Here is a 14553-nt window from a genome sequence, read left to right on the forward strand (position 1 = left end):
TTTTTAAATATATTGATACCATCATTCCTTTATTTAATATCAGGAAATTATTCAGTAAATTCATGTAGAAGCATTATCCTTATTTAAGAAAATCTGTTATACCAAAACGTTATCCCATGAATTCTCAAAATGACTTTGTTAGCTATGCCGACCATTTTATTTTTACCCTTCTGTTTAATAAATACTTCTCAAAGCAGGATGATATATTTTCTTCCATTTTCATCTCACGATTATTAGCTAATTCCATTAATACCGCTCACGGACAACCAGGAGCCTGCAACAGGGAAGAACTCACACGCTGCTACTAACATTATGAGCAATAGTATAACAGTATGTTATTACTGAATGCTATTGATTGTACAGTCAAAATCCTTCAAAAAATGTATCTCAAACCTAAAATTTTCATCGACCCCCTGGTGGACAGTTGGTATGCGTGGAGCCAACTGTAAAACTAATACCCTTTGCTAACTACATAATTAACAAGTATAAAATTATGGAACAATTGCCAACACCAATTTCAGATCTGGGCGAAACTTATGATCAGGTTATTTTTGAATGGAATGATACGGACAATGACTATCCTGTAAACAAAACAATACTGGATCTATTTCAGGAGCAAGTAATGAAGACCTCCGATAAAATAGCGTTAGTTTATGAGGATCAACAATTAAGCTATAAGGAGCTAAATGAGAAAAGCAATCAGTTAGCCCGCAATATAAGGTCGCAGTATCTTCAAAAAACCGGTGAGGGCCTTCGGCCAGACACCTTTATCGCATTATTTCTCGATCGGGGATTAGAAATGGTGGTAGGAATACTGGGCGTCCTGAAAGCAGGAGGGGCTTATGTGCCAATAGCCACCGACTATCCACAGGAAAAGGTGAATTATATGTTGGATGATATTCAGGCAGCACTAATACTCAGCCAGCACCATCTCAAAGGAAATAAAAATATTGAGCTTCCAGAAGAAAAAATTATACGGATTGACCTTACGGAAGATCTTTACCAGAAAGAAGATATATCAAATTTACCCAGGTATAATAAAGCCACTGATCTTGTCTATTTGCTATATACATCAGGAACGACTGATAAGCCAAAAGGAGTGATGTTGGAGCATCGATCTGTCTGTAATCGCATTTTATACTGCATCTCCTATTCAGACATTAGTGCATCCGACTATTATCTTTTTAAGACAAACTATATTTTTGATGTGTCGTTCTCCGATATTTTCATGCACCTCTGTGCTGGCGCTACATTGCAGATAACAAAATACGTGTTTGAATTAAATGAACTGAATAGGCTTCTGTTGAGCAATAAATTCACCTCACTGCATTTAGTACCATCTCAGTATGATCTGATTGCCTCAACCATTAATGCGATTCATCTGCGTAAGATCTTTTTCAGTGGTGAAGACCTCACAGCAAAAATACTATCTGGTATTACAAATAAGAATATCAAAATTTACAATTATTATGGACCAACGGAGACAGGAGAAACGACAGTATTTAACCCTTTATCACCGTCTGACGGATCTATAATTGGAAGAGCTTTCCCAAATTGTCGTCTGTATGTCCTGGACGAGAATAGGGTTCCGGTACCCATAGGTGTTGAGGGGGAATTATACGTTGGCGGAGTCTGTCTGTTCCGTGGTTATTTAAACCGCCCGGACTTAACTGAAGATCGGTTTATTATTAATCCATTTGCCACCGAAGCTGATGTCGCAAAAGGTTATAACAGACTATACAAAACAGGTGATCTGGTGCGATGGCTGCCATCTGGTAATCTAAAATATATTGGCAGGAATGATGACCAGATTAAGCTTCGGGGGTACCGTATAGAGCCAGGCGAAATAGAACACGCCTTATCCCAGATTCAAGGCATAAGGCAATCCTTTGTGCTTGCGAAAGAGCGAACGACGGCAAGCGGTACCATTAAATACCTGGCGGCTTACTATGTGTTAGACAGTAGGAGTATGTCGACAGATTACAAGAATATATTAGATGGCTGGAAGGATATTTATGACATTGCAGTGTATGAAGAAAATATTGAAGAAGATAAAATAGCATCCGATTTTTCAGGATGGAATAGTTATATCACCGGAGAGCCAATCCCTTTATCGGAAATGCAACAATGGAGGGATGAGATCCTTAAAATAATAAAAAGTTTAAATCCCAATTGTGTGCTTGATATTGGGGTTGGTTCAGGCTTGCTAATGTATCCATTGCTGGGTCATGTTCAAAAATACGTAGGTTTGGACATATCCCAGTCAATAATTAACAGACATCAAAGATACCTTGAAAACAAGGGGTATAATGTTAATCTTTATAAATTAAATGCAAATGAATTAGATAAACTACCACCCAACGAACTTTACGATACTATTATTATTAATTCTGTTTGTCAGCTGTTTCCCAGCATAAATTATTTTGAAAGTGTACTGGAGAAGGCAATTTCGAAGCTTTCAGAAAAAGGAAATCTGTTTTTGGGAGACATTAGAAATTATGAGCTTCATAAGGCGCTGATCAAAGAAAAATTTGAGTACGACGGAAAAAATTATAGCCAACAGGATATTGACCGTATTGCACTTAAAGAAAACGAATTATTAATAAGCCCGGATTACTTTAGAAGTCTGACTAATACATTTAAGGATATTCAGGTAAATATTCTTGAGAGGGCCATCAGTTATGGCAATGAATTGAATCGGTTTAGATATGATGTGGTTATTTCATTGAATAGAAAAGAACAGGTGGATAGCCAAAACAAGATCCTTCAGGAAAATTTTTCCGGGATCTCAGATCCTGATACCTATATTAATTATAACATACCTTATCTAAATCAAATAGACAGAGAAGAAATCCTTCGGCATCTTTCGGCTGTATTACCATCCTACATGATACCGGATGCACTTGTGCAAATGCGTTCCTTTCCATTAACCATCAATGGAAAACTTGATAAGAGGGCGTTGCCTGATCCTGATTTTAACATTTCATCAGATGATTACGTTGCACCAACGGGTGAAACTGCATTGACCATTTCCAATATCTGGCGGGAATTACTGGGGCTCGATCGTGTTGGTATCAAAGATAATTTTTTCAGAATAGGAGGCAATTCTATTTTAGCCATGCAAGTATCGTATCGCATGAGCAAAGCCCTGAGGTGTGATTTGAAAGTGTCAGATATATTTGAGCATGGGACAATTGAAGAATTATTGAAGCATAGCCTGATTCAGGAGCAAAGTACGATCTCTCAAAGCGAATCCAGACAGGCTCAATTGTCATTCGCCCAGGATCGTTTGTGGTTCATGGAACAATATGAAGAAGGCGCGAGTGCATATCATATTCCGGAGCTCTATGAGCTTGATGAGGATGCCGATATGGAGGGGTTAAAATATGCGCTTCGCGAGATAGTATCCCGGCATGAAGTATTACGAAGCACCATCGAGCAGGATGATTTTCGGGATCATGGCATTCAGATAGTACATGAGGATGCATTACCAGTCCATGAAAAAATACTTACGGATAAAGACGATTATGAAGCATTGATCAAAGAAGACATCAGGGCCCCTTTTAATTTAAGCATGGAATATCCGATCCGGGTAATATTTTACACGATCACTTCGGATACAGCTATTCCAGGTTACCAAAAGGATAAAAGACTATTATTAATTAATACGCACCATATTGCGAGTGATGGATGGTCGGCCGACATATTCCAAAAAGAGTTGGTTGCTTATTATGAAGCTTATATTAACAACAATATAAACTTTCGATTGCCTTCTTTGGAGATCCAGTATAAAGATTATGCAGTATGGCAAAGAGGCTATTTGACTGGTGACATATTGGAAAAGCAGCTCAATTACTGGAAAAAAAAATTATCAGGTTATCAGCCGTTGGAATTTCCAATTGATTATGAAAGGCCTGGTCAAATGAAGTATCAGGGAGCCGGTCACGAATTCATCATCACTAAAGATATCAGTGAAAAACTGAGGGATTTAGCAAAACGCTGTAATACGACTTTGCATACTGTACTGTTAAGCAGTATTAATATCCTGCTTTGTAAATATACCGGATGTCAGGATATTATTACCGGAAGCCCTATTGCCAACCGGCATTACCAGCAAACGCAAGACTTGATTGGTTTTTTTGTAAACATGCAGGTAAACAGGACACAGCTTAATTTATTTCAAACTTATCTGGAATTAGTAGAGCAGGTGCATCAGGATCAGGTAGAAGCTCAACTACACCAGGATTTTCCCTTTGAAAAATTAGTAGAGGAACTAGGTATAGATCGGGATACTTCCCGTCATCCTGTTTTTCAGGTATTCTTTGTTGTGCAGAATTTTGGAAACCAATACAATGCGCCGGATCAACAAAAGAAGTATTGGAAAGTATTTGATCCAAAAAAACTTCACGAGGTGGCAAGATTTGATTTGTCTATTTATATAGACGACAGTCGGGACGAGTTGATGGGATATATAAACTATGCTACCAGCTTATTCCGTGAAGATACGATAACGAAGCTAACTGAATACTATATACATCTGCTTGAGCAGCTTACGGCAGCCCCGGAAAAGTATTACAGCGAATTCAGCTTACTTGACACCAGGACATACAACCAGATTGTTTATGATTGGAATGATACAGAGAAAGCGTACCCCGAAAGCAAGACAATTATAGATATATTCTTACATCAGGTGAAGCAAACACCCGATGCAATAGCATTGAGCTATGGAAATAGTTTGCTGACATATCAGGAACTGGATGAACGTTCCAATCAATTGGCCTATTTTCTGCATAACAGAGGTGTGGTTTCCGGAACACTGGTACCTATTTGTATTGATCGCTCAGTAGAATTACTGGTGGGTATCCTGGGTATACTAAAAGCCGGGGGGGCATATATGCCGATCGATCCGAAATATCCGCAGGAAAGGATATCCCACATGTTGTCAGATACTGATTGCCAGACTCCACTGACAACCAGTGTTCATCGCCACCTTTTTGAGAGTGAAAGATCGATATGCGTGGATATACTAGACGATTTATTACAGGTTTTACCAACGGCATCTATAAATTACACAGTCAGCGTAGAACAACTGGCTTATGTAATGTATACATCTGGTTCCACGGGCCGTCCAAAAGGCGTAGCGGTGACCCATCAGAATGTAACGAGCATCGCCGTCGGCGGTGATTTTGTATCCCTGGGTGCAATAGATGTATTGCTGTCTACAGGCTCCCCGGCTTTTGATGCCAGTACTATAGAATACTGGGGGATGTTGCTGAATGGAGGACATTTGGTGTTGTTGACGGAAGAAGAGCTATTAGACATAGACCGTTTACAATCGACGATTGCTGATAAGGGAGTCTCCAAAATGTGGTTTACCTCAAGTTGGCTTAACCAGTTGGTTGATGCCGATCTGAATATTTTTTCGGGCCTGAAAACAGTATTGGTTGGCGGAGAAAAATTATCTCACATCCATATTGACAAACTACGGCAGACATATCCTGAAATGGAAATTATCAATGGCTATGGTCCAACAGAGAACACCACCTTTTCGCTAACTTATCGCATCGGTCATGAGGTCCCCTCGCCAATTCCAATTGGACGTCCATTAGGCAACCGTACAGCGTATGTTCTGGATGGGGAGCAACAGCTATTACCTGTAGGTGCTGTCGGAGAGTTGTACGTGGGTGGCGCTGGTTTAAGCAGGGGTTATATAAACCGCCCTGATCTGACCGCAGAACGATTTATTCCGAACATGTTTGCTACCGAAAAGGACAAATTAAAAGGCTACACTAAATTATACAAAACAGGGGATCTTGTGCGGTGGTTACCCGATGGAAATTTAGAATACATTGGGAGGAATGATGATCAGGTAAAGATCCGGGGATATAGAATAGAGTTAGGGGAAATAGAAAGTTTCCTGGAACGATCGGGTTTGGTGAAACAAACAGTGGTCACTGTTCGAACGGATGCTTCAGAAACGAAGTCATTGATAGCATATGTAGTACCTGGAACCGGTTACACGGAAGAAGGTCTGCTATCCTATTTATCAGCCCGATTGCCGGGGTACATGATCCCTTCTATGATTGTTGAACAGGAACGTTTGCCACTAACCCCGAACGGGAAGATAGATAAAGATTCATTGCCGAACCCGGATTTTTTTGAAAGAACAGGAATAGACTATTCGGCTCCCCGTACTACTACAGAAGGCATTTTATCGGCTATCTGGAGGGAAGCATTATCGCTCGAACGCATCAGTATCCATGATGATTTTTTCAGATTGGGGGGGGATTCAATTCTTTCCATTGGTGTGATCAGCCGTATCCGCAAAGCATTGAATAAACCGGTTAAATTATATGATCTATATCAGTATACTACCATCTCCTCATTGGGATCATTGATCGATAATATCCCGGTAGTCAACAATGAACAGACTGCACAACAGCTGGTGTCAAAAGAAATAGCCAATCTAAAAGAGGAACTCCTGCCATCACTATTAACTACTATGGAAATAGAGGATATATATCCTATGAGTAGCATTCAGGTTGGTATGGTACATGCTTCTTTATTGGGTACAGATCTGGCAGTGTTCCATGAACAAATAACTTATGCTTTGCCAATTGACCTGGATACAGTATCGTTCAAAAAAGCATTCTCATTATTGGTGCAAAAGCACGAGATTTTCAGAACAGCATTTAACCTGAATTCCCATGAGGATGGTTTGCAAATAGTGTTCAAAACAGTACCGATCGATATTCATTTTCTTGATCAATCGCATTTAAATCTGGAAAATGCAAGAATTTACCTGGACGGATATATGGAATCTGAACGCGGCTTGCCTTTTGATGTAACGCATCCCCCTTTGTGGAGGAGTACCCTAATCCGGTTCCAGGATCAGTATGCCTTTGTCTTTCAGTTCCATCATGCGATACTGGATGGCTGGAGCCTGTCTACTTTTATTATGGAACTGGATAGTCTGTACAGTAAGTTGCAGGCAGGTCTTGATATTCCTCGCCTTGACCGGTTACAATCCTCTTATAAAGATTTTGTGATCAAGGGTATTATTGAGAAACGTCAGGATAGGAGCAAGGCATTCTGGCAACAGGAACTTAGGGGCTACAAAAGGCTTGACATTTTTACCCCGGAAAAAGAGGTTGTGGAATTTGTAAAAGTGTATGACCCTTCTTTTCTGCAACGCATCCAGCAAAAATCCCAGGCGGATCATCTCTCATTAAAAACTGTTTTCCTGGGAGCATACTTGTTTGTTTTGCAGTTACTGACGCATGAAGAAGAAGTTACATTGGGGGTACAGACAAATACTCGTCCATTACTGGATGATGGGGATCGATTGGTGGGATGCTTTCTCAATTCAATCCCTTTTCGTTTTGCCTCTCATAACTCCCGGGATACCTGGCAATCTTACTTTGAAGCCGTGGAACAGAAGATGCTTACACTGAAAGAACATGATCATACTGCATTGTTCGAGATCAAAAGAATGGTGGGTGAAGACTATTCCCATGAGAATGCTTTTTCTGATGTCTTTTTCAACTTTATAAATTTTCATGTTTTGAATGGCCAGGTAAAGGGTTCCCTGGGTTTAGAAGCAAAGGGACCTCTGAGCAAAAGTATTCTGAACGGCTATTATACGCTTACCAATACCTACCTGGACTGTACTGTTGATATAACGAATGGAGATGTTACTGTGATTCTTACGCTAACACGGAAACTGAAGTCTGGTATTGATGTAACAACCTTGCACGAATATTTTAAATCTGTATTAGATAGCTACCTGAACCACTATTCACAACAGATAGATCGACACCAGGTCATCGGGGCTGGAATTCTCGATCAGTTGCTGAATACCGGGGCTGGTACAGCAGTCGATTATCCCAGGGACAAAACAATTGTGCATCTGTTTGAGGAGCAGGTGGAAAAAAACCCGGATAATATTGCCCTGGTGTTTGAATCACAGCAGTTGACATATGCTGAATTGAACAACTCGGCGAACCAAATGGCCCATTATCTTCGGAACTACTATGAGATCCATCCTGACGATCTGATTGGAATAAAATTAGATCGCAATGAATGGATGATCATTACGATCTTTGGAATACTAAAAGCAGGCGCAGCCTACGTGCCCGTAGATCCTGAAGATCCGGAGGAACGAATTAAATACAAGAAAGAAGATAGCAAATGGAAATTGTTGATTGACGATATAGAATTAACAAAATTCAAGGCTGAAAAAGAAACATATAGACAAACAAATCCATCATCGATCAACTGTTCATTGGATTTGGCTTGTATTGTCTATACTTCCGGGTCAACCGGAGATCCGAAAGGGTGCATGTTGGCAAATATTGGAATAGTAAATCATCTTTTTAGCAAAATCCATCTTTTAAAGTTAGATTCGGCAGGAGTTATCTGCCACAACTCACAGTTATATTTTGTAGGTGGAATATGGCAACTATTTGCTCCTCTGGTCGTAGGAGCTAAAGTCATTCTTTGTAACTACGAGGAACTCAGAAACACTACTAAGCTATTGTATAAAGCAACCAATGCAGGTGCAACGATCTTAGAAGTTATCCCATCTCAATTAAATGAGCATATTTTTAACGAAAAGAAAATCGATCTGTCAAAAATAGAAATATTAATTCTGACGGGCGAAAAGCTAAATAGATATTTTGTAGACCGATGCTATTCAGGGAATCCGCATTTGCAAATCATCAATACGTACGGACAAACAGAATGTTCTGATGTTACCACCTTTTATAAAATACCTCGTCAGTATACCGACAACAATGTACTAATTGGACGTCCGATTCAAAACACACAAATCTATATTTCTTCTGCAGGAGGATGGCTATGCCCGATAGGTGTTATTGGCGAGATATGCACGAGTGGTGATGGAGTTTCGAGGGGATATATAAATAAACCAGCGCTAACTGCCGAAAAATTTGTTTCCAGTCCTTTTAAAAAGGACCATGTGTTATATAAAACAGGAGATTTAGGAAGATGGCTACCTGATGGAAATATTGAGATCTTTGGCAGAAAAGATGATCAGATCAAGATCAGAGGTCATCGAATTGAGGTAGCTGAAATTCAGCAATCATTGCTTCAATATGAAGGGATTGACGAGGTAGTATTGCTTTTGCAGGGAGAAAATGAGCATGATAAAGTCCTGACGGCCTATATAGTGAGTAAACAGCAATTTAGTGTTTCCAGTATCAGGTCATATTTGGAAAAGCGGATTCCCCGCTATATGATTCCTTCTCATTACATCCAATTAGACAAAATCCCTCTATTACCAAATGGAAAGATTGATAAAAAAACAATATCACAATTTAAAGGGCTGCATATGCAACTGGGTGTCGAATATGTTGCCCCCAGAAATGATCTGGAAAGTAAGCTCGTAAAAATCTGGGAAGGGATCTTAAAAAAAGAAAGGATAGGTATATATGATGACTTTTTTCATCTTGGCGGGCACTCCTTATTAATGTTCCGCGTGTTGAATGGGGTAAACGCAATGCTTGAAAAGCCAATGATCAGACTCGTTGATTTAATGAAACATACTACCATTGAGCAACTGGCAGGAAAAATTGAAACGTGTACAGATCCTTTTGAAGAATTTAATCCTCACATTATTAAACTACGCGAAGGTGACAACACAATAATTACGTTCATAATACCAGGCATGCCAGGAATTAGTGATGGGTATGTTGAGTTGGCTCAGAAGATATCATCATCAGGGGCTGTGTACGGCCTGCAAATGAGGGGATTCATGAAAGATGATTCGTTGAATAGTATTGAGGAAATGGCCGCCCATAATATTGCCTTGATTAATAGTATTGGATCTGTAAAACGAATTCGTCTTTATGCGCATAGCTATGGGGGAACCGTAGTCTATGAAATGTTAAGGCAATTAAGTGCAACTGCTATTGAAGTAAGAGATATTGTTCTGATCGAAAGCTTTCCATTTAAGAAACAGCTATCTTTTGATAAAGATGCAGTCTGGCTATTTATTAATGCGTTCTTTGTAAAAACATCAATGGCATCACCGCCATTTAACGATGAAATTTTACAACTATTAGAAAAGCCAGCGTCGGAATGGATGGAACTACTGTACAATGTTTTGTATAAGAAAGAACTGGTAAACGAAAGTACAAATTTTAGGTGGCTATGGCAACTGTACGAGAAATCCCTATCTGTTAAATATGATTACACGGAAAAGCTTCCATACTCGATTAAATTAATTGTAACTGATGATACGGAAAAACGTTTTCCGCTTCTGAAACTCACTGACTGGAATAACTATTTCCAGGAAGTCAGGGTGATACATTCCGGAGGCGATCATTTTTCAGTTATAAAAGAGCCATATTGTTCAAAATGGATAACTGAAATGCCAATTTAAATTTTTCAGGAAAAATTTTCATCATTCAATAAAATAAATGCCTTGAAATCACTAATTCGCTCATCGGTAGTATGTCCTGATTATTCCAAAGGATATCCTTTAATTTCATATGGGGAAGGTATATACCTTTATGATGAATCTGGAAAAAAATATATAGATGGTTCCAGCGGCGCTGCGGCCGTTTCAAATATAGGTCATGGAATTACTGAGATCGCAGACATCATGAGGGAGCAAGCTTCGAGAGTCAGCATTCTTCCTACACATGTATTTAGCGCTAGAGTGGTTCAGGATTATTTAGATGTACTTGTTGATTTTGCCCCTGCTGGCTTCGAAAAGGTATGGACGGTAACCAGCGGAACAGAAGCCGTCGAGAATGCAGTTAAACTGGCACTGCAATATCACCAGATCAGAGGGGACAAGCGGCGCCATAAAATAATTTCCAGAAACATTTCTTATCACGGAAATTCCATTTTCATGTTGGACATAGGTGGTATGCCGTTGAGAAAAAAAATGTATAATAATTGGATGAACCATTTTCCTCATATTTCAGCTGCCAATCTTTACAGAAAACCAGCAGAAATAAGTGAAGAAACATATGTTAATAATCTTTTAGCTGAGTTTGAGCAAACTTTACTGGATGAAGATCCATATTCATTTTCGGCATTTGTTGTAGAACCTGTTGTTGCAGCTGCCATGGGTGCTGCTCCAGCCCCATCTGGTTATCTTGAACGAATGCATAGTTTATGCAAGAAGTATGGAATTTTATTTATTTCCGACGAAGTATTAACGGGATTTGGGAGAACCGGAGCCCGTTTTGGAATAAATAAATCTGGGGTAATTCCAGACATTATTGCAACTGGAAAAGGAATTAGTGGAGGTTATTTTCCTTTATCAGCGGTCATTGCATCAAAACAAGTAATGGAGCCTTTTGTAGCTCAAAATAGTTTTTTTTTAGGAGGTCATACTTATGCATGCAATCCTATGGGTGCCGCTGTTGGGCATTTTGTTATTGAGTACATGGAAAAACACAAATTAATTGAGAATGCCAATAATCAGGGCAATTATTTAAAAGAAAAATTAAACCGGCTTTATAATCTTGAAATTGTAGGTGATATCAGAGGTGAGGGGCTACTAATAGGAGTTGAATTTGTAAAAGACAAAAAAACAAAGGAACCTTTTCCTTCTGAAATGAACATTAGTAAGCGAATTGGTGAGTTAACCATGAACGCCGGGGTTATATTATATCCCGGAAAAGGTTCTTGCGATGGTTTTTCCGGAGATCATTTACTAATATGCCCCCCCTTGATAATAAATAATTCTCAATGTGACACAATTGTTGATGTTTTGGAGTCGTGTATAAAAAAGCTACAGGATGAAATATTAAATACCTGATTCAGGCCGGATCTTAGTTCGCCAACCACCTGGTGTGTTTTGCATCAAAATGATATAAAAAAGGCTTATAAAATATGCATTTTATAAGCCTTTGAAATGTTTTACCATCCTTTTTGTCGCCCTCCCTGTACAAATTTCGAACTTATTTTTAATGGATTTAAGACGGCTTGCGAGCATAGCTATTTGATAGCCAATTGCTTGTAAGCCATTTTTTGTTGTGCATAATTAACGTGAACCTGAAAACGTGTGTATGAAAAATTTAATGTGTGCAGAGGCAAAACAAATTGATCTTGTAGATTATTTAGCCTCATTGGGTCACCAACCCCAAAAAGTAAGAAACCACGACTATTGGTATCTCTCCCCATTGCGGGATGAAAAAACACCATCCTTCAAAGTAAACCGGCAGTTAAACGTCTGGTATGATCATGGAACCGGGAAGGGCGGCAATCTGGTAGACTTTGGAACACTTTATTTTAATTGTAGTGTTGCCGACCTGTTACAACGCTTATCGCAGCGACAACCCGCCCCGGCTTTTTCTTTTCACCCGCCTACCACTTTGGGCAGTCAGCATCCGGCCCCCGCTTCTTTTGCTGGTGAAAAGAAAGATACCCCCGACAGCAAAATTGTTATTCTGGACGCCCGCCCGCTTAAAGAACAATCCCTGCTGGACTACCTGCAAAAAAGATGTATCCCGGTGGAAATTGCCAGCCATTTTTGTAAAGAGGTAGATTTTCTTTTGTATGGGAAGAAACATTCCGTTATCGGTTTTCAAAACAACGCCGGGGGATATGAACTGCGGAACGAAAATTTTAAGGGCAGCAGTTCCCCAAAGGACATAACATTTGTAGACAACCGCACAGAACAGATTGTCGTTTTTGAGGGCTTCTTTAGCTTCTTATCTTTTTGCACCATCAACAGAAACCAGCAGGCCCCATTGACAAATTGTCTGGTTTTAAATTCCCTTTCCTTCTTTGAAAAAAGCCGTCAACTAATGGAGCAATACAAGCAGGTACATTTGATTTTAGACAGAGATACAGCCGGTATGAATCACACCCGAAAAGCCTTGCAATGGGATGGAAATAAGTACATAGACCGGAGCGATTTTTACCACGGCAGAAAGGATTTAAACGATTGGCTTATTCATCATCACCACAGCCAAAAAGAAAGCCAGCGGATAGGGAGGCGGCTTTGACTCGCTTAGGTAGCCAGCTATGTTTTGGTAAAACCAAAACTACTGGCTCACCTCATGCTATCGCATTCGGTGAGAAATTTTTTTCATGCTATCGCATTCAAAAAATAAAAGAGAAGGTTGATATGGAGCAGCAGAATGCACAAACCAAGAACAAGGGAGGCCGCCCCAAGAAAGCGGTAAAAAAAGACCAATTATTAGCCGTTAAATGTAGCCTTTATGAAAGACGTATTATAGAAGGAAGGGCGAAAAGTGTTAACCTTTCGGTTTCTGAATACCTACGGGAAATAAGCATGACCGGAAAAATTGACAGGCGGGAAAAAGCATTACCAAAAGAAGTTTTGGAACTAACCGGCACACTTAATCATACGGCTGCAAACCTTAACCAGATCGCCAAAAAGCGAAACGGCATGGAAGAATTAAGCCCGCTTGAACGTGCCAATCTGAAAGTACAATCCGGGGAATTAAAAACATTAGCGTCAAAAATTAAAAGCTATTTCCAATGATTGGGCATGTATCTACAGGAGCGTCTTTTTTCCACTGTATCAGTTATTGTCTGGAAGATAAACAGGGATTATCTGAAGAACAGAAGCTACAACTTTCCCTAAAGGACCACTTGCAGCACAAGGACAGGGCAGAAGTATTATATTATAACAAATGCTTCGGAGACAAATACGAGTTGACAAAAGATTTTAAAGACGTTCGGAAATTGAGTAAACGGGTAGAAAAACCGGTACTTCATTTGTCGCTCCGGCTGGCTCCAGGTGAAAGCCTTTCCAAAGACAAACTAATGGAAATTGGCCGGGAATGTGCAAAAGAATTTGGCGTATCGGATAACCAATATATCTGCGTGTTACATAAAGATACCAATGAACAGCATATCCATATTGCCGCTAACCGGGTTGGTTTTAACGGTAAGGTAGCCAGTGACAGCAATAGTTATAAAAGAATGGCCGCACTTTGCCGCAGACTGGAAAAGCAGTACAAGCTACAGGAAGTATTAAGCCCACGCGCCTTTTTATCACCTAAAGACAGGTTATTACCCCGGCAGGATCAGCGAAAGGAAAAACTGAAAACAGATATTTGGCAAACCCTAAAGAAGGTCCGTAACTATTCTGAATTTGAGCAGCGGATGCAGGCTTTAGGGTACAAGTTGATTAAAGGCCGGGGAATTTCCTTTATTGATGATAAGAAGGTAAAAGTAAAAGGTAGTGAGGTAGGTTTTTCGCTGGCAAAAATAGAAAGAGTTTTAACCCTGAAACAAGAACTGGTGACTAAACAGGCTGAACAAAAGAGATATGAAGCAGCCATCCAACATGATACTACAAATCAACAAACTTTATCCCCCGCTCAAAGGATGCTCCGTGAAACGCAGCGGGCGGCACATATTGAACATTCACCCATTGGTCCTGTAATAAAGGAATTGAGTAGTCTTTTAGAACAGCTTCTACAGCCTGTAGACACATCTAACTATTTGCCTTATGAGCTGACCGAAGAGGGCATCAAGCGAAGAAAGAGGAAACAGAAATCCCACCGGATTTAATCATTAATCAGAAAATTACAATTT

At 39.8% G+C, this 14553-nt stretch carries 5 protein-coding genes; all 5 read left to right on the top strand.

What is annotated here, in order from left to right; genetic code table 11:
• The first annotated feature begins 493 nt into the window (after nt 1–493).
• Nucleotides 494–10405, top strand: coding sequence for a non-ribosomal peptide synthetase (locus tag B5D63_RS12295; protein WP_078669096.1), 9912 nt, complete (start codon nt 494–496; stop codon nt 10403–10405).
• Nucleotides 10406–10447: 42 nt separating this feature from the next.
• Nucleotides 10448–11797: an aminotransferase family protein gene (locus B5D63_RS12300; protein ID WP_078669097.1), complete on the top strand. Its 1350-nt coding sequence runs from the start codon at nt 10448–10450 to the stop codon at nt 11795–11797.
• Between the two features lie 250 nt (nt 11798–12047).
• The gene (locus B5D63_RS12305; RefSeq protein WP_078669098.1) at nt 12048–12989 is read left to right on the top strand and encodes a toprim domain-containing protein; all 942 of its coding nucleotides are present in this window, start codon (nt 12048–12050) and stop codon (nt 12987–12989) included.
• Complete coding sequence (locus B5D63_RS12310) at nt 12929–13492, top strand: plasmid mobilization protein (protein ID WP_235021523.1); 564 nt, start codon at nt 12929–12931, stop codon at nt 13490–13492. Before B5D63_RS12305 ends, B5D63_RS12310 begins: the two co-directional genes overlap by 61 nt.
• The gene (locus B5D63_RS12315; RefSeq protein ID WP_078669099.1) at nt 13489–14529 is read left to right on the top strand and encodes a relaxase/mobilization nuclease domain-containing protein; all 1041 of its coding nucleotides are present in this window, start codon (nt 13489–13491) and stop codon (nt 14527–14529) included. Before B5D63_RS12310 ends, B5D63_RS12315 begins: the two co-directional genes overlap by 4 nt.
• The last annotated feature ends 24 nt before the right edge of the window (nt 14530–14553 follow it).

The organism is Chitinophaga eiseniae (assembly GCF_900167135.1).
GTDB classification, from domain to species: Bacteria; Bacteroidota; Bacteroidia; order Chitinophagales; family Chitinophagaceae; genus Chitinophaga; species Chitinophaga eiseniae.

Excerpts from the sequence above, each read along its gene's own strand:
- B5D63_RS12295 (WP_078669096.1), top strand. The coding sequence starts at position 494 with ATGGAACAATTGCCAACACCAATTTCAGATCTGGGCGAAACTTATGAT.
- B5D63_RS12305 (WP_078669098.1), top strand. The coding sequence starts at position 12,048 with ATGAAAAATTTAATGTGTGCAGAGGCAAAACAAATTGATCTTGTAGAT.
- B5D63_RS12315 (WP_078669099.1), top strand. The coding sequence starts at position 13,489 with ATGATTGGGCATGTATCTACAGGAGCGTCTTTTTTCCACTGTATCAGT.